Genomic DNA, 18180 nt, shown 5'->3' with positions numbered 1-18180 from the left:
TCGCATGAAATTACGTCCTGCACCAGCGGTTCACCGGTAGCCTTTCTAGATGCCGATCGCTCCGGAGCATCTTCACCTCGCATACGAGGGCCCCTTCTATGCGTACTTGTACGGACGGGCAAGCCGGGACCCCTCGAAGGAGGGGACCAGCGTCACATCGCAACTCGTTGAGGGTCGCACCCTGTGCGACAGCCTCGGCTGGCCAATCGTCCGGGAGTTCCCCGAGATCGACCGGTCAGCGTCCCGCTATGCAAAGAAGACGCGAGAGTTGTACGAAGAGATGCTTGAGGGCATCGAAAATGGTGTCCCTCGTATCCTGGTCGCTTTCGAGGCGTCGCGGTACTACCGCGATCTCGACGCCTACGTGAAGCTTCGCAACGCGTGCATGACTGCGGGCGTACTGCTCTACTACGACGGCGCCGTCTATGACTTGAGCAAGCGCGCCGACCGTAAGGCGACCGCGCTGGATGCCGTCAACGCCGAGGATGAAGCCGACGGGATCCAGCTCCGGAACGCTCGCACCACGCGGCAGAATGCCGCAGCGGGCGGCGCGCACGGTCGGATCCTCTGGGGGTACATGCGCCGGTACGACGCGGACACGGGCAAGCTCATTGGGCAGTTCCCGCACCCCGAGAGGGCGGACGCCGTGAAGTACGCGTTCACGTCGTTCCTCGGTGGGAAGACGATCCACTCGATCTATCGGCACCTCGCAGCGACCCGGGACGCGGCCGTCGACGGGCGCGCGTGGGAGTACTACCACGTGTACGAGATGCTGCGGAACCCGTCGTACGCGGGGCGTCGCGTCTGGCAGGGCAGGGATTACACGCAGGCGAAGTGGGACGGCATTGTCGAGTACGAAGACTTCAAGGCCGTGCAGGCGATCCTCGACTCCGAGGACAGGGCATCCGTGGACTGGTCGGTGCAGCACGAGCTCGCCGGCATCGCCCGGTGTGGGAAGTGCCCTGCGCCCGTGCCCGAGGGCGCGCCGGGGGTGAGGTCGAGTCAGTCTGACGGCGAGGACGTCTATCTGTGCGCAGCCAAGGCGGATGTGTCAATCCGGGCGAAGAAGCTGGAGGCGTACGTGGAAGAAGCGGTGGTGGAGTGGCTGGCTTCGAAGGCGCCTGCCGCTGCGTTCGACGCGGGCAAGGAGCAGTCGAAGGCGGATGCAGCACGGAAGAGGCACGAGGCACTCACGCGCCAGCTCCGCGAGGCTCGCGAGTCTGCGTCCACGATCGCGGATGACGGGACCCCTGGTATCTCGGTGTCGTCCCTGGCCGCGATTGAGGCTCGACTGCAACCGCTGATCAACAAGGCTCAGGCGGACATCGACTCGGTGCGCGCTGTGCCGCCGCTACTTCAGGGGTTGATCGGGAAGCCGCGGGAGGTGGTTGAGGCGGCGTGGGATCGGCTGGACATTGAGCAGCGCCGGGTGATCTACCGAGCGACGGTGAACGTGTACGTGAACCCGGCGCCGGTGAGGGGGCGCCGGGGGATCGACCCGGGGCGGGTCACGTTGCGGTTCGTTGGCGAGCCGGGGTTCATCCGCGAGTGGCGCCGCGTTCGTGGGTTGGCGACGGTTCCGGCGCAGAAGGGGAAGGGGCCGGCACGGGAGCGCGCTTAGGCGCTGCTGTTCCGAACAGTCCAATGACCTTTGCGTGGTCGGGGCAGGGGGCGAACTCGCCCCCTGATTCCTTGAACAGGTTGTAGGCGGCCTCGAAGGTCTCGCAGACGAGACGGTTCTTCTCCTCTTCGAACTGGGCACGCATGGCTGCACGCTCGACGTCCATAGCTGCTGCCAGCCTGGCGCGTTCGCTTGCCGCGTCCCTCAACAGCCTTTGCCGTTCCGCCTCCAAAGATGCTTGATTGGCTACGCTGCGCATCCGCTCGGTGTCTGCTTCCCTCGTTGCGGCGGCGAGGGAGGCTCGTTCGGCGTCCGTGTTGGTGGTCCATCGCCTGATTGCGATGAGCGCTATAAGCGTGAGCGCCGTCATTGTCAGGCATGCGCCACCCAGCGATCGCGAGAGTTCGTCCCGCGCGATGCCGTACAGGATTACGGCCACTCCCCCGGCTACAACGGCTGCCGCCGCTACCGCCGTTGCTTTGGTGCCCGCCGTGAGATCCATCGCCACCACCCCTTACATGTGCGCTGCCGTGCCTCCGTGCGCGTCGCCATCATCGGTGGCGGGGCGCGGCTCATGCGATCGCTTAATTCGGTCGACGGTGGCGGCAAGCATTTCTTGGCCCACGGGGTCCGTGATCCCGAGACGCTCGGCCGCCTCCTCAAGACTGATAGATCGCGAGCGTACCTGTGATGGATCCGTTTCGGACAGTGGCTGAAGTGACGACAGAGGAATCCCCATCACGACCAGCATGGCTACAACGGGTAGGTCGATGCAGGCGGAGAGTGCAGGGAAGAACTTGATGTCTGGGATGGACTCGCCCTTGAGCATCCGCGACACGCTGCTTTCGGACATGCCGGTGTCGGTGGCGAGTCGTCTGTTGGAGCCGAAGCCGGTGTAGCCGGCCCTTTCGGCTGCTGGGTGGATGAGCGCTGCGAACCGCTGCGCGCGCGTGAGGGGGGGTGGGTTGGTCATGTCCAGAAACTTTAGCTCCCTAGGTAGGGAGTAGCCACAAAATCCCTGCCCCGCAAGTGTCGGTAACAGGCCAATCACCTGCAACGATGCAGCTTACACATGCCTTCGAATGCCTGTGCGAACGAACTTTGACCCTCCCTGTGCCGCAAGTTCCCTTGCTAGGGAGGGATTGTTGTGCCAGAGTCTCCCTCATGAGCAAGGAACTCCCTGCTACAGGCACTGAGAGGGGCGAGCCCATGTTCCGGCTGAACGTTGAATCGCTGCTGTCGGCCGCATCCCGAGCGGGCGACCGCACCGGCTACGCGATCTCCCGGACTGCCGGAATCGCCGAGTCCAGCGTGTACCGCATCCTCTCGGGCGCGGCCCAACCCGACCTGAATACGGCTATGCGACTCGCGGTGGCCTACCGGGTGACGGTCGAGGAACTCATGGACCGCGTCGATCTCGCGGCCGCAGCGTGAACGCCGCTGAACGTCGGCAGTTGCTCGGCGACGCAGTGATCGAGCAGATCCGCGAGCGAGTCGCGCAGGCCCCGGAAGCCCCGGAATCGCTCGTCGTGAACCTTCGGCGCATCCTCACGCGGACCCCGGACTCCGTCGTCAACGGGCCCGCCGCGGCTGACCGCACCGCCGCATAACGCCAAAGGGGCCGCTCCGACTTGCCGGCCCGAGCAGCCCCACCACGAACACCCCAACAGAGAGAGTGAGGCGATCGCGTTGAGCGCTCAGCCTACCGAACACATCCCCCGCACCCACCTCGGTGTGACCAGCGACAACCGGCTCGCGGTACAGGTCGTCATCGACAACCTGTCGCTCCCGGCCCCGACGATGGTCGCCCGCCCCGACGCCGTGCACATCACGCTCGCGGACGTCGACGACCTCGGCGAGTGGCTGTACGCCCTCGGCGGCACCGTGCGCCGCGGTATCGAGCTCGGCGGCGCGTCGCTGTGGACGCTGCACACGCAGACCCCGCAGCGGCTCAACGGCAAGCCGGTCCGCGTCCTGGTCCACGTCCCGGTCGTGTCCGGTGAGGACGTCCTCGCCGAGATCCGTTCGGCGGTGACCGGATGACGATCACCGACCCGTTCACCGCGCCCGGCAAGAACCGCCCGACACCGTCCCCGGCCGCCGTCGCACTGGCCTTGCAGTGCCGTAAAGCGAAGGCGATTGCGGACGTGGCACCGACCCGCTTCGCGATGATGCCGGCCCCGCTCGCCGAGGCGAGCGCCGCCGGTGGCGAGGTGCAGCTCGTCGTCACGCCGCAGTCGCTCGCCGACTGGAAGCGCTGGACTGTCGCGCTCGGGATCGACGGGGGCCGCATGACGAACACCGGCTCTTCGACGGTCTGCCGCTTTGAGATCGGCGGCGTGCGCGGTCGGCTCATCGGGCACGGGGTTCCGGCGCTGCTCGCCGCGGCGCTCCACGCGAAGGGTGGCCACCGTGGCTGACGAGACGCAGGTGCAGATGGTTTCGGCGCCGATCCCGGTCGGTGTCCGCGCGATCCCTGGTGGGTCGCAGCTCGACCTCAGCGGGTTCGCGCAGGCGGTCGTCGAGGACGTCGTGACGGCGCTGCTCGCCGACGGCGGGGTGTTGCTCGATGACCTGGTCGCGATCGCGGACCCCGAGCTGCCGAGGGCGGGTATGCCGGTCGAGCGGCTCGTCGCGGAGCTCGTCAAGCGGTCGAGTAAGCGGACGTCGTTGTACGGCGAGCGTGGGCTCGTTCTGGCGGAGGGGCTCGCCGTGAACGCGGTGCGGGCGCTGCCGGTGGGGCACTGGTCGGGCGAGGCGTTGCAGGCGTGGCAGTTGGTCAAGGCTGCGGCCGCGGCCGAGGCGGTTGCGGTGGCCGCGGCGGTCAAGGGTGGTGCTGCCGCATGACCGGGCCCGAGCACTACCGCATGGCCGAACGGCTGTTGCAGAACGAGTACCGCACTGACCGGAGCGTCGCCGAGGCGCAGGTACACGCCACCCTCGCGCTGGTAGCGGCGCAGACCGGGCACGACGTCGCCTCGCGGCCGGTGCTGGAGAGCGAGCCTGCGGTCGCGTACGTCTACCGCGCGGCGTGGGGCATGACCCCGCTCGGCACCTACACCAACGCGGACGCCGCGCGGATGCACTGTGAGGCCGACGCCCAGAACCACTCACCCGAGTTCGAGGGCAAGGTCTTCGACTGGCTTGGAGACGAGTCCGCGCCGGATGACCCGTACGAGCTGATCGTCGGCCCGGAGGGCGATGAGCAGACGACGGATTACACCGTCACCCGCATTGAGGTCGCCGCCGAATACGACCCGGAGGCCGACGCATGAAGCTGACCCATCGCGACGAGTGGCGGGTGCTCGTCACCCTCACCGTTCGCCGCCCGGCCGACCTCGGGTTGACCGGCCTTGACGAGCTTGCCGAGTTCGTCGCCGTCGGCGAGCCGATCACGTTCGCCGTTCTACCCCGACGTCTCGGGAACTTCGGGTTCGTGTCCATGGGCGACCGGCTCGTGAGCAACGACATCGAGGGCGACTACCGGCGTCGCTGCGCGGAGATCGCGGCGGACCTGCGGCAGCGCCCGCAGGTCGCCGAGGCGACCGTCACGTGCACCGAGACGCACACGTGCTCGTTCTGCCTGCACGGTTGGGAGGAGCTGACTGCGGCTGAGGCGGCGAGCCCCTCGTACCAGCAGGACGAGCACAGCGTCGAGGGCGAGCCGGTTTGCTGTGAGCGGGCGACCGACGAGTTTCGGGCGGAGCGCGGGATTCCGCTGCTCGCCGTTGGGGGTGCCGTATGAGCACCCTTTCCGACGCGCGGCTCGCCGCCCGCGCGCTGCTCAAGGGCTTGAGCTATGAGGCGCGGCCGATGTGGCGACAGGTCATCACGGAGTACCAGGGGGGCGACGAGTACGACGCGATCGCGCCGGTCTGCCTCGACGACGACCACGAGCCGGAAGACGCGAGCGTGTATTCGTGCTGCCGCGTGCCGGTGGTCGAGGTCGAGTGGCCTGTGATCGGCGCGTACCTGGTCGAGCTGCTGAACGCCGACGCCGAGGACGGTGTCGCATGAGCATCCTGGCCAGCAGGTTGGTCATCACCCCGCGCTCCGGCAGCAACTGGACGCCCGACGATCACGCGTACGAGGCGGCGACGCTGCGCGACGAGATCATGCCCGCGGTGCAGCGGTTCCTCGCCGAGCACTGGGGCGACGGCATCGCCGTCACCTTCACGGCCGACCAGGACGACGAGAAGGACACCCGCGGCAGCGTGCCGCACGAGGGCGAGTCCACCCGTCACGCCCTGCCGTGCGAGTTCCCCGAGGTGCTGCCGTGCCGGTGCCCGGTCCGCCCTCGGGTGCTGCCGGACGCGAGCACGGCCCGCGCGACGAGCCGCGCCGGTATCGCCGCGTTCTTCCGCGGCGTCCAGATGGGGCACACGACCGAGTCGGCGGTGACCGGTGCCTGATCCTCGCCACGCGGTGGCGACCGAGCGGGGTCGGTACTACACCGACCCCGCCGGGGGCCCCGACTTGATCAGCGTCACGAACGCGCTTGACTCGATCTCGAAACCAGCGCTCGTTCCGTGGGCGGCCGGCATGACGGCCGACGCGGTGATTGCCGACCCGATCTCGACCGCGCGCCGTGCCCGGACCGAGCCGACCGTGCTGCGGCGCGAGCTCGTCGCCGTGCATCGCACATACACCGAGCGGGCGAAGAGGCTCGGCACCCGCGTGCACGAGCGGGCGGTGTCCCTCGTGCTGAACACACCGCACCCGGCCGACCCCGAAGTCGAGCCGTACGCGATCCAGCTCGCCGCGTGGTTCCGGCTGTGGCGGGTGCAGTTCGAGCGGGACGTCGAGGCGATCGAGACGACGGTGCTGCACCGCCGGTACGGGTACGCCGGTACCGGTGATCTGTGGGTGTGGCTGCCGACCGGCCCACACCGTCGGCGGCAGCTCTGGTTGATCGACTACAAGACCTCGGTGAAGAAGCCGGACACGGTCGTGTACGCCGAGCAGCCGTTGCAGCTCGCTGCGCTGCGGCACGCCCCGGTGTGGCTGCTGCCGGACGACACCGACGGCGATGCCCCTCGGGTGCGCCGTACCGGGCTGCTGAACCTGCGGCCCCGCAGTCACCGGCTGATCGAAGTGCCTTCGGAGCGCGAGCAGTTCCGCGCGTTCCTCGGCGCGACGCGCACCGCCCGCTATCTGCACACCGCCCCGAGCAAGTACCCGACGGTCCTGCCGTCGTGGGCGCCGGGTGCCACCGACCGAAAGGCGGCCGCCTGATGGGCAGTCGAATCCTCACCATGAAGCGGCAGGCGGCCGAGCTCGGGCGCATCCGCACCGGGTACAGCCGGCCGAACCCCAAGCCGGACGGGCGGCCGATCCCGGTCAAGTCGAAGACGTTCGTACTCTCCAGCCACAGCCGCGCGTACGTCGAGCGGGCTGCCGCTCTGTACGGCGGGAACGTCGAGGAGTGGACGCCGCAGAACCAGAAGACTGCGCAGTACCGGGTGATCACGACCGCGACCGAGCTGCGCGCCGTGCTGCCTGCGGGTGACCCGCTGTCGCAGGCGTACGAGCTGTGGTCGGGCGGTGGTTGTGCCCGGCGCTGCGACGGCGAGACCGAGCAGCTCTCCCGGAAGCCGTGCTTGTGCCGGGCGAAGTTCGGGCCTGACTGGCACGAGCAGAACGAGGTCAAGCAGGGGTCGGTGTGCAAGCCGACGAGCCGCATCGGGGTGTTCCTGCCGGATCTGCCGGACCTCGGCGTGTGGCGGCTGGAGTCGAAGAGCCACTATGCGGCCGACGTCATGGCGGGCGGTATCGACACCGTGTTGCAGGCGACGGGCGGTAAGGGGTTGATGCCGGTCCGCATGTGGATCGAGCACCGGGAGATCATGCGGGCGGGTAAGCCGAAGCACTTCCCCGTTGTCATGGTGGTGCCGTCGCTGCCGACGCTGCGGCAGGCGCTGTCTGGGCCGCTGTCCACCGCGGCGGCTCTGGACCCGAGCGGCGTGGACCGTCGGGCGATCGAGGCGCCTCGCCCCGACTACGCCGCCGAGGCGCGGGGGTGCCGCACCGTCGAGGACGCCCGCGCGGTGTGGCACCGGGCGAACCGCGCCGGGCATGTGGCGCGCGACGGGTCCGACGAACTGTCGCAGGAGCTGCGCCGGATCGCGGACGACATCGCGAAGGGCATCGACACGTCGACGGGTGAGCTCGGCGACGACCAGGACGACGACGGGTTCGGGCAGGACGACGACATCGTCGACGGCGAGTTCGTCGACGACGAGCCGCCCGCAGACACGACGGGCGAGGCATGGCCCGAGGTAGCCCAGCCGGGCGGGGGTGCCCGCTGATGTGGCACAAGCAAAGTTTCGTCGCGTTCGACCTTGAGACGACGGGTGTCGACGTCGAGGCAGACCGCATCGTGACTGCCGCCATGCTCGGGCTCGGTGGCGGGGGCGGCTCGGACTCGTACGAGTGGCTCGCCGACCCCGGGATCGAGATCCCCGCCGAGGCAACCGCCGTGCACCACATCACCACCGAGCACGCCCGCGCGAAGGGGCAGCCCGCCCCCGAGGTCGTCGACCAGGTCACCGAAGCACTCGCGATCCGGATCGGCATGGGCGACCCGCTCGTCGGTCACAACGTGCCGTACGACCTGACGCTGCTCGACCGCGAGTGCCGCCGGCACGACGTCGAACCGCTGCTCGACCGGCTCGGCGACACCCCGCTGCGGGTCCTCGACACGCGGGTGCTCGATCAGCACGTGTTGCCGTACCGCAAACGCCCGTCGGAGACGCAGGGCGCACGGCAGCTCATCACCCTCGCTCACGTCTACGAGCTGGAGTGGAACGAGTCGCAGGCGCACGGCTGCTCGTACGACGCTCTGATGTCGGCCCGGGTCCTGTACCGGATCGGGACGCTCGCGCACATGCCTCGGTCGCAGTGGCCCGAGCGGATCCGGTGGCACAAGCGGCCGCGGCTGCACGAGCTCGAAGGGCTCAGCACCGACGACCTGCACGCCCAGCAGATCGCATGGGCTGCCCAGCAAGCGGCGTCGCTTCAGGAGTGGTTCCGCAAGACCGACCCGGCCGCCGTCGTCGACGGGTCGTGGCCGATCAAGCCCGGGGGGACGCATGAAGATCAAGTTCGTTGACCTCGACGAGCACGCGCTCGTCATCACCGTCACCACTGCGGGTGTCCTCGAAGTGAGGCACTCGGACGGGTGCCTGGGAGCGGTCGCCGAAGCGCTCATGCACGTCGCCGATCAGCTCGCCGCCTCGCACCCGCCCCACCCCTGCAACCCGGCCGCAGGTACCGAGCAGAACCACAGCGACGAGCCGCTGCGCACCGAGCACAGCAGCCTCGACGCCGACCGGGTGGTGTGGACCGACGGCACCGGGCACCGGTGGGACCTGTCGGTGACGTGGGCGGCCGCCGGTACCGAGGCGCTGTGGGCGTGGTCGGGGCAGCTCGACAAGATCGGTACGCCGATGATGCAGGCCCTTGATGCTGCGGGCCCGCGCGTCCCTCTGGACGTACTGCGCACCTTGTACGGGCCGATCAGTCCTGCGACCGGGGAGAACTCCGGGGGTGCGCTGTGACGGGCATTCCTGGGCTGCTCAGCCCTAGTGCGCAGTCGCCGGTCGCCGATGTCCCGGTCGCTCCGGCCGGGCTGCGGGTGCTCGGTCTGGATCTGTCGCTCACCTCGACCGGGGTGTGCCTGCCGGACGGCTCGACGTTCCGAATCCGGACCCGGTCGAAGGACGGCGCGCGGCGGCTCGTCGTGATCCGGGACCGCATCCGCGGGGTGCTCGCCGAGCACCGGCCGGACGTCGCGGTGCTCGAGGACCTGCCGATGCATGCCATGTCGGCCGGCCTTACGGCGAAGGTGCACGGCCCGGTGCTGTGCGAACTGATCGACGCCGGTGTGCCGTTCGCGTACGTCGTCCCGGCGACGCTCAAGAGCTACGCCACCGATCACGGGAGCGCCGACAAGGCGCGCATGGCTGCGGCTGCGTACCTGGTCGCCGGGGTCGAGTTCGCCGACGACAAGGGCGGCGACCAGTGCGATGCCTGGTGGCTGCGCGTGGCGGGGCATGACGCCCTCGGGCAGCCGCTGTTCGGGATGCCGCAGGCGCAGCGGGATCGGCTGCTCAAGGTCGAGTGGCCTGAGGCGGTGATCCGATGACCCCGGCGAGCGGCCCGCAAGAGCTGTTCCGACAGCGAGTGCAGGAGACCGAGACGGGTGGCCACCTGGAGTGGACCGGCTGCCGTACTGCCGAAGGAGTTCCGGTGGTGCGGTGGGCGGGCCGGCTGGAAACGGCCGCGCGCATCGCGTTCATCATGCGCCACCACCGCCCGCCGGTCGGCTACGTCAAGGCCGCCTGCGATCACGTCCGCTGCGTCGCTCCCGACCACGTCGAGGACCGGCCGATGCGGCAACGGACCGAGGCCACGTTCGACGCGATCTTCGGCGAAATGGCCGGCCGGTCATGACCGGTGTCGGCCCGACGATCGGACACCCCAACCCGGGCCCCGGGCTGCGGGTCCGGTTCGACGGCCGACACACGTCGATGGTGTCCGCGGACTGGTCATGCGCCTGCGGCGCCCCGTCCGAGGACGCCATCGGCCCCGAGGCGGTGCAGCAGCTCGTACTCCGCGCTGAGCGCCACCGCCGAGACACCTGCACCAACGAAGACGTACGACAGGCGGCCGGACTGCGCGACATCCAGCGCCGCAAGCAACAGACCCGAAGGAAGTGAGCACATGCCCAAGCTGTCGAAGGATCAGGACGTCGAGGTGAAGCTCGACGGCGGCGCGGCCGGGCTGCATGCCGCGATCCCGGAAGCGCTGCGACGGGGGCTGTTCGAGCGCCCCGGCGCCTCGATCTTCGCGGTCGTCCAGCTACGGGCTACGAGCTACACCGGGCACGCCGAGGGCGAGGACAAGGACGCCACAGTGAAGCTGCGCATCACGCTCGCCGAGGTCGGGTCGGACGACCGGCAGTCGAAGCACCTCGCTGAAGTCATGCGCGCGATGATGCGGCGCCGGAAGGTCGAGGGCACCCTCGACGCCGAGTCGGGGCTCGCCGACCACGACGTCGAGCTCGCCGTCGCCGAGGCGCTCGCCACGATGCCGACCGAAGCGGAGTACGCGGCGCACACCGCGCAGCAACAGCGCCGCGGCACCCGAGTCGAGCACGTCGGATGACACGGCCGGCCGGTCGCAGTGGGGCGCGGCGTGCGCGCTGCCCTCGCTGCGCCGCCCCGGTGCTGCGGCAGCTCGTCGGCCGCACTGCGGCGCTCAGCGTGGTCGCCGACGCCGCACCGATGTCGGCGGCCGCCGCGGGCGCGCTGCGCGAGCAGGACCGCCTCGACTGGTGCGTGCACGAGACGCGCGACGGCCTCGACCTGCGGTGGGCGAGCTGCCACACCCGGTCGGCCCCGTGCCCGCGGCGCCACGTGATCGACCACAAGTGCACCGCCCCGCAGACGCCCGCCAGGCCGGCCGCGCAGCGCCGCCCCCGCAGACCTTCGCCCGTCCCCGCCGGGCAACTCACGCTCTGAACCTGGAGATCCGATGCCGTACTTCACCGTCGACGACGGGGCACACAGCCACCCGAAGATGATGCGCGCCACGAACGCCGCGCTCGGGCTGTGGATGCGCGTCGGCTCGTATGTGGCGCAGCACCTCACCGACGGACACGTGCCCGGTGAGGTGGCCAAGTCCTACGGCAGCACCCCGCAGATCACGAAGCTGCTCGCCGTGGGGCTGTGGCACGAACACGGACACCACTGCTCTCGCTGCCCGCAGCCGCGCCCCGGCGACTACTACATGCACGACTATCGCGAGTCGGGGAACCTCTCGCGCGTCGAGGTGCTCGCCCGGCGAAAGCGTGCTGCGGACAAGAAGGCGAAGCAGCGCGCGGGGCAGACCGGCAGCGATTCGCCTGCGAATCCTTCGCTTTTCGATGACGAATCGCAGACGAATCGCGAAGGATTCGACGACGAATCGTCATCGAATCACACGCCCGATTCTGAAGAGTCCGCAGGTCCCGGCGATGTGTCCCGGGGGGACTCCCTCGGGACCTCACGCGCGCGCGTTCCACTCCACTCCACTCCACTCCATAAAGAGGGGGCTGAGGAGAGAGAGGTACGTACCGGTAGTAGCGGGCGTGCGCCCGAACCGCCTCACTCTCTGATCGCCGCCGACTGGCAGCCCAGCATCGAGGACGTACGCGCCGCGCAGCTCGCCCGAGAAGACACCGGGCGGCAGCCGCTTACCGAGCAGCAGCTCGACGTCGTCACCCGCCGGTTCGTCCGCAGGCAGCTCGACGACGGTCGCCGGGCGGCCGCGTGGGGCGGCCGGTGGCAGCAGTGGGTCGAGAACGAGCGCACCGAGCAGCCCGCGGCCGGCGGGGTGGTCGTGCCGTTCGCACAGCAGCAGATGACCAAATCGCAGCAGCAGCGCGCCGGGTTGGACCGGATGCGCTCACGCCTCGCAGAGGGCGGTACCGCGTGAACATGAACGAGACAATCGAACTCCTCACAGGGATCGCGCTCGTCGACGACCGGGTCGTGCGCACCGACGAGACCGAGCAGGCGGCGCAGCTCACGATGTGGGCGACGATCCTCCGCGACGTCCCCCTCGACTTCGCGGGGCAGGCGGTCGGCGAGCACTACGCCGAGAGCGCGTGGCCGGTCATGCCGAAGGACATCGCCGCCCGTTGGCGCATCGTCGCCCGCGGCCGACTCGACAGACACGTCGGGACGTTCGAGCCCAACAGGCACCCGCACGTCGACCCCGACGACCACGCCGGGTACCGGGCAGCGCTGCGGGCCGAGCGCGACGGGGTCCGCAAGGGGTGCGAGGAGCCGCTCGAACTGCGGGCGCTCGTCGGCGGGGCGATCCCCGCGAGCGCCGGGCAGCCGACCGCCGAGTACCTCGCGGTGCGCGACCGGATCCGCGCGGCCCGGGAGCGGGTGTGATCCCCGACGCAGCGGCCGCCGTGATCGCTGCGGTCGTCGCCGAGAACCCGCTTGCCCCGCCCGAGGCGGTCGGCCGGCTCGTGGTGGCGGCGCTCGCCGACGACGGGTGGCGCATGACGCCCGAGCCGCTGTGTGCCCCGCTGAGGGCCGAACGCACCCCCTACCGACTCAAGGCCCACACCCCACCGTGCTCGCCCGTCACACGCTGATCGGAGTACCGCCATGGCCCCGCTGATCACCCCACCCCCGCCACTGCCCGAGCCGCAGCCGATACGGCACCGGACCGCCGAGATCTCGGCGTGTGACCGCTACCGGTACCGGCTCACCCGCGAGTGGTCCGACGCCGTACCGGCGACGTTCGTCATGCTCAACCCGTCGACCGCGGACGCCGACCAGGACGACGCCACGACCCGCAAGTGCGCCCGCTTCGCACAGCGTTGGGGCTGCGGCTCGCTGATCATCGTGAACCTGTACGCCTGGCGGGCGACGAACCCGAGCAACCTCCCCGCCGACGAGCTGCTGCGCGTCGGCCCGGACAACGACCGGCACTTGAGCGACGCGGCCGCGGCCGCGCACGAGGCGGACGGTCCGCTCATCGCCGCATGGGGTGCGAACGCCCACCTCGACCGCGTCGCCGCCGTCTGCGCACTGCCCGGGGTGGGGCGGCTCGCCTGCCTCTCGGTAACCGGCAACGGGCAGCCCAGCCACCCGCTGTACCTGAACAGCGACGCCACCCCCAGCCCGTGGCGGCCGCGATGACCGGCCCGAGCCGCCTGCCCGCCGGATGGCACGCCCGGACACCGCAGCTGTGGGTCTCCACGACCGACGAGCGGGTCGTCGAGGACGACGCCCCCGAACCCGAACCGCCCCCCAACCGGGCCGCACGCCGCGCGGCAGCTCGCGCACTCAAGAGGAACCGCCGATGACCACCTTGCCGCACGGCTACTACGCCGCACTCGACCCCGCGAACCCCGAGACGATGACGTACTGGCGTGTCCGAGGCGAGACCGTCACCGCGTGGCCGTCGAAAGCCTGGTACGGCCCGGACCGCCCGCTGAAGCGCGACGCGCCCTCGGACGCCGACGAGCGGATCGCGTGGCTGCGCGAGTGGCAGGCCGGATACCGGGCGTGGCTGCAAACCATGCACGCCGCCCTCGACCAGGACCCCGCCGGGTGCCGCCGCCGGTTCGCCGACCTGACGACTCGGTGCTGTCAGTGCGGCCGCGCCCTAACGGATGACCGGTCGAAAGTCCTCGGCGTCGGCCCCGAATGCCGCCGCGGGGTGAGCGAGGACCTGCTCGCACAGATCTGCACACCTGCCATTGCGGCCGCCCACGCCGCCCGTACCGCCGAGGAGACCCGAGACCGATGACCGACACCGAGGCCGACCTGCCCGCCGTCGAGCAGCTGCGCGCGCTCGCCGCCCTACTCCATGACGCCGAGACCGCCCGCCACCTGATCGACGCGGCCACCCTCGAACTCACCGGCCGTACCGTCGTTCACGCCCACCAGCACCTTCGGCAGCGCCGGTTCGTCCTGCGCCGACGCCGCGACATCAGCGGTATCAGCGGCACCGGTGACGTCGCCGACGGCGTGCTGTGGCCCGACGGGACCGCCTCGGTCCGGTGGCGCGGCGAGCACCCGTCCATCGTGTTCTGGGACCGCGGCCGCGTGTCCGTCGAGTTCATCCACGGGCACGTCGGTGCGACCGAGGTCGAGTTCCTCGACCCCGAAGAGCCGGCGTGATGGCCACGGACCCGTACGGCCCGGACGACGTCGACGAGCAGACCCTCGACGACCTCGACCGCATGACCGACGACGAGCTCGCCGCCTACTTCGAGGACGACACCGACGACCCCGAGGTGCTGCTGCTCGCCGGGTGCGGGCGCCCCGCCACCCGCACGCCCCGGCCCGTTGACGTGTACCGCGCCGTCGACGAGCTGCCCGGCATCGAGACCTACCGACCGACAACCGAGGTGCACCATGCCTGACCAGATCAGCCGTTACCGGGACGCGATGCGCCGCCACCGCCGAACCTCCCGCGTCCTCCTGGCCGTGGCGCTCGCGCTCGGGCTGCTGTCCGTGGTGTGCGCGATCCACAGCCTGTGGGCGCCGTTCGCGTTCACGATCTTCGTGTCGCTGTTCCTCGGCGACGCATCCGAGCGGGCGCACCACGACTACCGGACCGCGGCCGCACGGCTGCGGCGCGCCGAGTGGCAGCACCACATCCCGGCGCAGCGTGGCGCGGCGCCGCAGTTCGTGACGTGCTGCGACACGTGGCCGGCGTCGGCCGGGCTCGCGCATGACCGGCACTGCCCACGAGGGACGGACGCCGCAGCATGAGCCTTCTGTTCACCGTGATCGGGTCGCTCACCCTCGGGTACGTCCTCGGCCGGTGGCAGCCGGCCTACCGGGCACTCAGCTGGGCCATGCGCGAAACCGCGCTCGACGGCGTCCGCCGAGAGAGCGGCCTCCCCCTCCCCACCGGGATCCGCCACCGAACCGCGGGCGCCATCAAGACAGCCGACCGCCTGGTCTGGATAGCCCGCCACCCCGTCCAACACCTCAACTCGTGGCGCCACCGCAACGATCCCCCGCCGTGGCTCACACCCCAGAGACACGCCCCTTGACACGACGACGGGGCGCCCCCATCCGGCCAGATGAACGGGGCGCCCCACGCGGTGTGATCACCCTACGCACCGCAGGAGAAACCCGCCATGAACCACACCCGCCCCGCCCGCACCACCGCCGACAACCTGCACCACATCCTCAACCACTGGGACCACCTGCGCGCCGCCCTCGACACCACCGGCCCCGGCGGCACCTGGCCCCCGTCCCGCCCCGGCATCGAATACCTGCGCGCCCTCGACGACCAGGACGCCGCCGACGTCACCGCCGAGCAGCAGCTCGCCGCCGCGATCGCGCACGCCGTCCACCACCCGCAGCAGCTCATCACCACCCGCCACCACACCGGGCAGCTCTACTACCAGTGCGCGCACTGCGAGCACGTCGGCGAAGGCGCCGCACACCCCATCCGGGCGGACCGCGACCCCGCGCAGCTCGGCGAGCGGCCCGTGCCGATCCGCCTGCACATCGCCGACGCCTGCCGGGCGATCGAGATCGCCCTGTGCTCCCTCGCCGACTCAATCGCCTCCCGCGACGCCGCCGACCCCGCGGACTGGCACCACGCCGACCGCGCGCAGCGCACCGCCCCCACCGCCGCGCAGTGGCTGCTCGGCCGCCTCACGGATACGCCGTGCTGCGCCACACATGACGCGGAGCAGCGCCGCATCGACGCGTACGCCCGGGATGCTGCGGCACGCCTCGACCGGGTCCTCGGCATCGGGTACAGCACCGCGGTGCTGCCGTTGCCGTGCCCGTGGTGCTCGGGCGACCTGGTGGCCCACATGGACGCCGGCACCGTGACGAGCGTGACGTGCTCAACCGGCCTGATCGACTGCGCGGCCCCGGTGCCGTTCGACGTCGACCGGCGCGCCCGGGTGTGGTCGTCACCCGCGCAGCTCGCCGGGTTGCAGCGGGCGCTCGACGCGGCAGAGGTGCGGCAGCGTGAGGCGGAGCTGCGGGCGCAGCGTGCCGAGGCGCGGCGCCGGCAGCGCGAGGCGGCGAGGGGGCGGGGTGTCGCTGCCTGAACGTGCGAAACGCCGCTGCCGTCCCCAGGGCGGCAGCGGCGTCGGACGCCACCTAGCGGGCTACTTGTCGAAGTGCGCTTGCAAGATCGCGGCAGCTTGATCGGGGCCGCCCGCCCGCTCGACCAACTCGCCGAGTTCGACGGGCACGACAGCAGCCTGTCGGGTTCCGCGGCTGGTGAGGAAGTACGAGCGCCGCAATAGCCGGACTGAGGCGAGTAGTTCGGACATGTTGGCGCGTGCTTCGGCGATCGCGTGGTCAGTGGCGTTGGCGTCCATGGCGACCACTTTAGCCAACAGGCTTGATGTACATAAGGGCGCGATGTACATTCAGTCTCACAGCACCCCACGAAGGGACCGCGCAATGCAGCAGCCGAAGTTCACGAAGATCACGACCGACGGACACCCCGCCTACCGCTTCGACATCGGCGACAGGCCGTTCGAGGCGTACCGCCACGCCACCGGTACCGGCGCATGGAACGTCGACGCGATCGAGGGCGACAAGCGCCGGACTGTCGTCACCGGCAAGGACACCCGCGCGGCCGCCGTATCGGACGCCGCCAACGCCGAACGCGAGACCCGCCTCGATCAACTCACCGAGGACATCGCGCAGGGCAACGCCGACGCCGACGAGCTGCTCGCCGACATGCGCACCGTCGGCACCGAGCTCACCGAGTTGCAGCACGACGTCGCCGAGTGGGGCGCCGCGGTCGACGAGCTCACCGAGCAGACGACGCCCGCCGAGCCGGCTGCCGTGTTCACCGTGCAGATCGAGCGGCACGTGCAGGCGCGGCCCCGTGTCTGGGAAGACCGGTACCTGATCTTTCAGCGGGGATTCGCCGACCCGATCGAGCGGTTCGCCCTGCCCTACCGCAGCGACCGCAGCGACCGCAGGACGCTCGAACTGCGCGGCTGGACCGTCGTCGACGATCTCGACTACATCGCCGGACCCAACGTCACCCGCGCACGCGTCGAGCGCAGCGCCGTCGAGTACGGCAACGCCGGGCACTGGATCAGTGCGCACGTCGTCGACCCCGACGCCGGCCGTCCGGACGATCACCGGTACGTCGCTCGGGCATTGTGCGGCGCCCCTCTGATCGCCACATACGACACCCCCCGCGGACACGCACGGTGCGTCGCCTGCACCGGGGACCCGGTCGAGGTCGACCACCTGCGCGACCGGGTCGGCTGGTTGAAGGACGGCGGCCGCCCGGTCAAGGTGCTGCGCGCGCTTAGCCACTACGACCGGATCATCGCGAGCGTCGAGACGACGGATAACAAGCCGCGCGAGTGGCACGACGTACGGTGCGACGCGACGGCATCCGAACTCATCCTCGCCCCGGAAAACTTGGCGACGCGGGAAGAGATCACAGCCGGTGCGCTCGTCGAGGCAGTCGTGATCAGCAACCGTCCGACCGTTCAGCGGTGGCGCGTCGACCGGGCGCCGTGGGGCGACGATCGCTCGACGATCCTGAGCAACGGGCGCGGCGTCGATGCTGTGTGGACTGGCAGCCTTCGCGTGATCGAGTCGCCGCAGCCGGTCCACGAGCCGACGCCCGAGTTGAAGTGCGTACACGGCAACCACACGGCAAGCGGCGTCACCGGCGACCCGGTCGCCGCCTGCCAGCACTCCGGCGGCCGCGACACCTTCGGAGTGTTCAACGCCGAGGGCTGCACCTACGCAGACGACTGCGCCGTCGACGTCGCCAACGAAGCGGCAAAGCAGTACCAGGACGACGACGACACCGTGTGGGGAGCGACCTGCGACACGCACCCCGAAGAGCCGGCCGCCACCTGCGCCGAGTGCTTCCGCGAGTGACCAGACAGACCCCGGGCGGTGGTGACACACCGACCGGTGCTCAGAACGGTCGGGGCCGGTGGTGACACACCGGCCCCGACCAGAACCCCGCAGGTGGTGACACACCCAACGGGCCGCCCGAACCCCTGACGAGACCAGGAGCACAGA

Annotated in this window: 34 protein-coding genes; 31 read left to right on the top strand and 3 right to left on the bottom strand. The window is 70.3% G+C overall.

What is annotated here, in order from left to right; all coding sequences use genetic code 11:
* Nucleotides 1-49: 49 nt before the first annotated feature.
* Complete coding sequence (locus ACFWVV_RS32225) at nt 50-1621, top strand: recombinase family protein (protein WP_384343125.1); 1572 nt, start codon at nt 50-52, stop codon at nt 1619-1621.
* Here ACFWVV_RS32225 and ACFWVV_RS32220 read toward each other — a convergent pair.
* The gene (locus tag ACFWVV_RS32220) at nt 1539-2123 is read right to left on the bottom strand and encodes a hypothetical protein (protein WP_384343123.1); all 585 of its coding nucleotides are present in this window, start codon (nt 2121-2123) and stop codon (nt 1539-1541) included. The two genes, ACFWVV_RS32225 and ACFWVV_RS32220, sit on opposite strands and share 83 nt — an antisense overlap.
* A 12-nt stretch (nt 2124-2135) precedes the next feature.
* Nucleotides 2136-2594 (bottom strand): hypothetical protein, encoded by a 459-nt coding sequence (locus tag ACFWVV_RS32215; RefSeq protein WP_384343121.1) that lies wholly within the window; start codon nt 2592-2594, stop codon nt 2136-2138.
* A gap of 191 nt (nt 2595-2785) precedes the next feature.
* Here ACFWVV_RS32215 and ACFWVV_RS32210 point away from each other — a divergent pair, with 191 nt between their 5' ends.
* From ACFWVV_RS32210 to ACFWVV_RS32070, 29 genes are all read left to right on the top strand, one after another.
* A complete protein-coding gene (locus ACFWVV_RS32210) occupies nt 2786-3055 on the top strand; it encodes a helix-turn-helix domain-containing protein (protein WP_384343119.1) in 270 nt (89 codons plus the stop codon).
* Nucleotides 3056-3075: 20 nt separating this feature from the next.
* On the top strand, nt 3076-3231 hold the full coding sequence (locus tag ACFWVV_RS32205) for a hypothetical protein (RefSeq protein WP_384343117.1): 156 nt from the start codon (nt 3076-3078) through the stop codon (nt 3229-3231).
* A gap of 79 nt (nt 3232-3310) precedes the next feature.
* Nucleotides 3311-3664: a hypothetical protein gene (locus ACFWVV_RS32200; RefSeq protein WP_384343115.1), complete on the top strand. Its 354-nt coding sequence runs from the start codon at nt 3311-3313 to the stop codon at nt 3662-3664.
* A complete protein-coding gene (locus ACFWVV_RS32195) occupies nt 3661-4041 on the top strand; it encodes a hypothetical protein (protein WP_384343113.1) in 381 nt (126 codons plus the stop codon). The genes ACFWVV_RS32200 and ACFWVV_RS32195 overlap by 4 nt, the downstream gene beginning before the upstream one ends.
* Nucleotides 4034-4468: a hypothetical protein gene (locus ACFWVV_RS32190; RefSeq protein WP_384343111.1), complete on the top strand. Its 435-nt coding sequence runs from the start codon at nt 4034-4036 to the stop codon at nt 4466-4468. The genes ACFWVV_RS32195 and ACFWVV_RS32190 overlap by 8 nt, the downstream gene beginning before the upstream one ends.
* A complete protein-coding gene (locus tag ACFWVV_RS32185; protein WP_384343109.1) occupies nt 4465-4896 on the top strand; it encodes a hypothetical protein in 432 nt (143 codons plus the stop codon). The genes ACFWVV_RS32190 and ACFWVV_RS32185 overlap by 4 nt, the downstream gene beginning before the upstream one ends.
* Nucleotides 4893-5366: a hypothetical protein gene (locus ACFWVV_RS32180; RefSeq protein WP_384343107.1), complete on the top strand. Its 474-nt coding sequence runs from the start codon at nt 4893-4895 to the stop codon at nt 5364-5366. The genes ACFWVV_RS32185 and ACFWVV_RS32180 overlap by 4 nt, the downstream gene beginning before the upstream one ends.
* Entirely contained in the window at nt 5363-5638 is a 276-nt protein-coding gene (locus ACFWVV_RS32175) for a hypothetical protein (protein WP_384343105.1), read from the top strand. Before ACFWVV_RS32180 ends, ACFWVV_RS32175 begins: the two co-directional genes overlap by 4 nt.
* Nucleotides 5635-6033 (top strand): hypothetical protein, encoded by a 399-nt coding sequence (locus ACFWVV_RS32170; RefSeq protein WP_384343103.1) that lies wholly within the window; start codon nt 5635-5637, stop codon nt 6031-6033. Before ACFWVV_RS32175 ends, ACFWVV_RS32170 begins: the two co-directional genes overlap by 4 nt.
* Complete coding sequence (locus ACFWVV_RS32165; protein WP_384343101.1) at nt 6026-6856, top strand: hypothetical protein; 831 nt, start codon at nt 6026-6028, stop codon at nt 6854-6856. Before ACFWVV_RS32170 ends, ACFWVV_RS32165 begins: the two co-directional genes overlap by 8 nt.
* Nucleotides 6856-7929, top strand: a complete 1074-nt coding sequence (locus ACFWVV_RS32160) for a hypothetical protein (protein ID WP_384343099.1) — start codon at nt 6856-6858, stop codon at nt 7927-7929. Before ACFWVV_RS32165 ends, ACFWVV_RS32160 begins: the two co-directional genes overlap by 1 nt.
* Nucleotides 7929-8732, top strand: a complete 804-nt coding sequence (locus ACFWVV_RS32155; RefSeq protein ID WP_384343097.1) for an exonuclease domain-containing protein — start codon at nt 7929-7931, stop codon at nt 8730-8732. The genes ACFWVV_RS32160 and ACFWVV_RS32155 overlap by 1 nt, the downstream gene beginning before the upstream one ends.
* Entirely contained in the window at nt 8713-9180 is a 468-nt protein-coding gene (locus ACFWVV_RS32150) for a phiSA1p31-related protein (RefSeq protein ID WP_384343095.1), read from the top strand. Before ACFWVV_RS32155 ends, ACFWVV_RS32150 begins: the two co-directional genes overlap by 20 nt.
* On the top strand, nt 9177-9767 hold the full coding sequence (locus ACFWVV_RS32145; RefSeq protein ID WP_384343093.1) for a crossover junction endodeoxyribonuclease RuvC: 591 nt from the start codon (nt 9177-9179) through the stop codon (nt 9765-9767). The genes ACFWVV_RS32150 and ACFWVV_RS32145 overlap by 4 nt, the downstream gene beginning before the upstream one ends.
* Nucleotides 9764-10075: a hypothetical protein gene (locus tag ACFWVV_RS32140; protein ID WP_384343091.1), complete on the top strand. Its 312-nt coding sequence runs from the start codon at nt 9764-9766 to the stop codon at nt 10073-10075. Before ACFWVV_RS32145 ends, ACFWVV_RS32140 begins: the two co-directional genes overlap by 4 nt.
* Nucleotides 10072-10341 carry a hypothetical protein gene (locus ACFWVV_RS32135; RefSeq protein ID WP_384343090.1) on the top strand — a complete coding sequence of 90 codons (270 nt, stop codon included), beginning with the start codon at nt 10072-10074 and terminating at the stop codon, nt 10339-10341. Before ACFWVV_RS32140 ends, ACFWVV_RS32135 begins: the two co-directional genes overlap by 4 nt.
* A 4-nt stretch (nt 10342-10345) precedes the next feature.
* Nucleotides 10346-10789 carry a hypothetical protein gene (locus tag ACFWVV_RS32130; protein WP_384343088.1) on the top strand — a complete coding sequence of 148 codons (444 nt, stop codon included), beginning with the start codon at nt 10346-10348 and terminating at the stop codon, nt 10787-10789.
* Nucleotides 10790-10848: 59 nt separating this feature from the next.
* Nucleotides 10849-11145, top strand: coding sequence for a hypothetical protein (locus ACFWVV_RS32125; protein ID WP_384343086.1), 297 nt, complete (start codon nt 10849-10851; stop codon nt 11143-11145).
* A 13-nt stretch (nt 11146-11158) separates the two neighbouring features.
* On the top strand, nt 11159-12100 hold the full coding sequence (locus ACFWVV_RS32120) for a hypothetical protein (RefSeq protein ID WP_384343085.1): 942 nt from the start codon (nt 11159-11161) through the stop codon (nt 12098-12100).
* 2 nt (nt 12101-12102) lie between these two features.
* Nucleotides 12103-12567: a hypothetical protein gene (locus ACFWVV_RS32115; RefSeq protein ID WP_384343083.1), complete on the top strand. Its 465-nt coding sequence runs from the start codon at nt 12103-12105 to the stop codon at nt 12565-12567.
* Nucleotides 12564-12776 carry a hypothetical protein gene (locus tag ACFWVV_RS32110; RefSeq protein WP_384343081.1) on the top strand — a complete coding sequence of 71 codons (213 nt, stop codon included), beginning with the start codon at nt 12564-12566 and terminating at the stop codon, nt 12774-12776. Before ACFWVV_RS32115 ends, ACFWVV_RS32110 begins: the two co-directional genes overlap by 4 nt.
* Nucleotides 12777-12789: 13 nt before the next feature.
* The gene (locus ACFWVV_RS32105; protein ID WP_384343079.1) at nt 12790-13326 is read left to right on the top strand and encodes a DUF1643 domain-containing protein; all 537 of its coding nucleotides are present in this window, start codon (nt 12790-12792) and stop codon (nt 13324-13326) included.
* Nucleotides 13323-13493: a hypothetical protein gene (locus ACFWVV_RS32100; protein WP_384343078.1), complete on the top strand. Its 171-nt coding sequence runs from the start codon at nt 13323-13325 to the stop codon at nt 13491-13493. Before ACFWVV_RS32105 ends, ACFWVV_RS32100 begins: the two co-directional genes overlap by 4 nt.
* Complete coding sequence (locus tag ACFWVV_RS32095) at nt 13490-13939, top strand: DUF6011 domain-containing protein (RefSeq protein WP_384343076.1); 450 nt, start codon at nt 13490-13492, stop codon at nt 13937-13939. The genes ACFWVV_RS32100 and ACFWVV_RS32095 overlap by 4 nt, the downstream gene beginning before the upstream one ends.
* Nucleotides 13936-14313 carry a hypothetical protein gene (locus ACFWVV_RS32090; protein WP_384343074.1) on the top strand — a complete coding sequence of 126 codons (378 nt, stop codon included), beginning with the start codon at nt 13936-13938 and terminating at the stop codon, nt 14311-14313. Before ACFWVV_RS32095 ends, ACFWVV_RS32090 begins: the two co-directional genes overlap by 4 nt.
* The gene (locus tag ACFWVV_RS32085; protein WP_384343072.1) at nt 14313-14558 is read left to right on the top strand and encodes a hypothetical protein; all 246 of its coding nucleotides are present in this window, start codon (nt 14313-14315) and stop codon (nt 14556-14558) included. The genes ACFWVV_RS32090 and ACFWVV_RS32085 overlap by 1 nt, the downstream gene beginning before the upstream one ends.
* Nucleotides 14551-14910, top strand: coding sequence for a hypothetical protein (locus ACFWVV_RS32080; RefSeq protein WP_384343070.1), 360 nt, complete (start codon nt 14551-14553; stop codon nt 14908-14910). Before ACFWVV_RS32085 ends, ACFWVV_RS32080 begins: the two co-directional genes overlap by 8 nt.
* Nucleotides 14907-15197 (top strand): hypothetical protein, encoded by a 291-nt coding sequence (locus ACFWVV_RS32075; protein WP_384343069.1) that lies wholly within the window; start codon nt 14907-14909, stop codon nt 15195-15197. The genes ACFWVV_RS32080 and ACFWVV_RS32075 overlap by 4 nt, the downstream gene beginning before the upstream one ends.
* Before the next feature lie 87 nt (nt 15198-15284).
* Nucleotides 15285-16217 (top strand): hypothetical protein, encoded by a 933-nt coding sequence (locus ACFWVV_RS32070; protein WP_384343067.1) that lies wholly within the window; start codon nt 15285-15287, stop codon nt 16215-16217.
* Nucleotides 16218-16277: 60 nt separating this feature from the next.
* On the opposite strand, the gene ACFWVV_RS32065 is transcribed toward ACFWVV_RS32070, so the two are convergent.
* Nucleotides 16278-16493 carry a type II toxin-antitoxin system prevent-host-death family antitoxin gene (locus tag ACFWVV_RS32065; RefSeq protein WP_384343065.1) on the bottom strand — a complete coding sequence of 72 codons (216 nt, stop codon included), beginning with the start codon at nt 16491-16493 and terminating at the stop codon, nt 16278-16280.
* A gap of 85 nt (nt 16494-16578) precedes the next feature.
* Here ACFWVV_RS32065 and ACFWVV_RS32060 point away from each other — a divergent pair, with 85 nt between their 5' ends.
* Entirely contained in the window at nt 16579-18033 is a 1455-nt protein-coding gene (locus tag ACFWVV_RS32060) for a hypothetical protein (RefSeq protein WP_384343063.1), read from the top strand.
* Nucleotides 18034-18180 lie beyond the last annotated feature (147 nt).

Source organism: Streptomyces sp. NPDC058663 (assembly GCF_042716745.1).
GTDB lineage: Bacteria > Actinomycetota > Actinomycetes > Streptomycetales > Streptomycetaceae > Streptomyces.
The sequence above is the reverse complement of the archived record's forward strand: the minus strand, read 5'-3'. Positions and strand labels throughout refer to the sequence as shown.

What these genes read in the sequence shown, in the direction of transcription:
- ACFWVV_RS32225 (WP_384343125.1), top strand. Translation starts at nt 50, where the DNA reads ATGCCGATCGCTCCGGAGCATCTTCACCTCGCATACGAGGGCCCCTTC.
- ACFWVV_RS32220 (WP_384343123.1), bottom strand. Translation starts at nt 2,123, where the DNA reads ATGGATCTCACGGCGGGCACCAAAGCAACGGCGGTAGCGGCGGCAGCC.
- ACFWVV_RS32215 (WP_384343121.1), bottom strand. Translation starts at nt 2,594, where the DNA reads ATGACCAACCCACCCCCCCTCACGCGCGCGCAGCGGTTCGCAGCGCTC.
- ACFWVV_RS32210 (WP_384343119.1), top strand. Translation starts at nt 2,786, where the DNA reads ATGAGCAAGGAACTCCCTGCTACAGGCACTGAGAGGGGCGAGCCCATG.
- ACFWVV_RS32195 (WP_384343113.1), top strand. Translation starts at nt 3,661, where the DNA reads ATGACGATCACCGACCCGTTCACCGCGCCCGGCAAGAACCGCCCGACA.
- ACFWVV_RS32185 (WP_384343109.1), top strand. Translation starts at nt 4,465, where the DNA reads ATGACCGGGCCCGAGCACTACCGCATGGCCGAACGGCTGTTGCAGAAC.
- ACFWVV_RS32180 (WP_384343107.1), top strand. Translation starts at nt 4,893, where the DNA reads ATGAAGCTGACCCATCGCGACGAGTGGCGGGTGCTCGTCACCCTCACC.
- ACFWVV_RS32175 (WP_384343105.1), top strand. Translation starts at nt 5,363, where the DNA reads ATGAGCACCCTTTCCGACGCGCGGCTCGCCGCCCGCGCGCTGCTCAAG.
- ACFWVV_RS32170 (WP_384343103.1), top strand. Translation starts at nt 5,635, where the DNA reads ATGAGCATCCTGGCCAGCAGGTTGGTCATCACCCCGCGCTCCGGCAGC.
- ACFWVV_RS32160 (WP_384343099.1), top strand. Translation starts at nt 6,856, where the DNA reads ATGGGCAGTCGAATCCTCACCATGAAGCGGCAGGCGGCCGAGCTCGGG.
- ACFWVV_RS32155 (WP_384343097.1), top strand. Translation starts at nt 7,929, where the DNA reads ATGTGGCACAAGCAAAGTTTCGTCGCGTTCGACCTTGAGACGACGGGT.
- ACFWVV_RS32150 (WP_384343095.1), top strand. Translation starts at nt 8,713, where the DNA reads ATGAAGATCAAGTTCGTTGACCTCGACGAGCACGCGCTCGTCATCACC.
- ACFWVV_RS32140 (WP_384343091.1), top strand. Translation starts at nt 9,764, where the DNA reads ATGACCCCGGCGAGCGGCCCGCAAGAGCTGTTCCGACAGCGAGTGCAG.
- ACFWVV_RS32135 (WP_384343090.1), top strand. Translation starts at nt 10,072, where the DNA reads ATGACCGGTGTCGGCCCGACGATCGGACACCCCAACCCGGGCCCCGGG.
- ACFWVV_RS32130 (WP_384343088.1), top strand. Translation starts at nt 10,346, where the DNA reads ATGCCCAAGCTGTCGAAGGATCAGGACGTCGAGGTGAAGCTCGACGGC.
- ACFWVV_RS32120 (WP_384343085.1), top strand. Translation starts at nt 11,159, where the DNA reads ATGCCGTACTTCACCGTCGACGACGGGGCACACAGCCACCCGAAGATG.
- ACFWVV_RS32115 (WP_384343083.1), top strand. Translation starts at nt 12,103, where the DNA reads ATGAACGAGACAATCGAACTCCTCACAGGGATCGCGCTCGTCGACGAC.
- ACFWVV_RS32105 (WP_384343079.1), top strand. Translation starts at nt 12,790, where the DNA reads ATGGCCCCGCTGATCACCCCACCCCCGCCACTGCCCGAGCCGCAGCCG.
- ACFWVV_RS32100 (WP_384343078.1), top strand. Translation starts at nt 13,323, where the DNA reads ATGACCGGCCCGAGCCGCCTGCCCGCCGGATGGCACGCCCGGACACCG.
- ACFWVV_RS32095 (WP_384343076.1), top strand. Translation starts at nt 13,490, where the DNA reads ATGACCACCTTGCCGCACGGCTACTACGCCGCACTCGACCCCGCGAAC.
- ACFWVV_RS32090 (WP_384343074.1), top strand. Translation starts at nt 13,936, where the DNA reads ATGACCGACACCGAGGCCGACCTGCCCGCCGTCGAGCAGCTGCGCGCG.
- ACFWVV_RS32085 (WP_384343072.1), top strand. Translation starts at nt 14,313, where the DNA reads ATGGCCACGGACCCGTACGGCCCGGACGACGTCGACGAGCAGACCCTC.
- ACFWVV_RS32080 (WP_384343070.1), top strand. Translation starts at nt 14,551, where the DNA reads ATGCCTGACCAGATCAGCCGTTACCGGGACGCGATGCGCCGCCACCGC.
- ACFWVV_RS32075 (WP_384343069.1), top strand. Translation starts at nt 14,907, where the DNA reads ATGAGCCTTCTGTTCACCGTGATCGGGTCGCTCACCCTCGGGTACGTC.
- ACFWVV_RS32070 (WP_384343067.1), top strand. Translation starts at nt 15,285, where the DNA reads ATGAACCACACCCGCCCCGCCCGCACCACCGCCGACAACCTGCACCAC.
- ACFWVV_RS32065 (WP_384343065.1), bottom strand. Translation starts at nt 16,493, where the DNA reads ATGGACGCCAACGCCACTGACCACGCGATCGCCGAAGCACGCGCCAAC.
- ACFWVV_RS32060 (WP_384343063.1), top strand. Translation starts at nt 16,579, where the DNA reads ATGCAGCAGCCGAAGTTCACGAAGATCACGACCGACGGACACCCCGCC.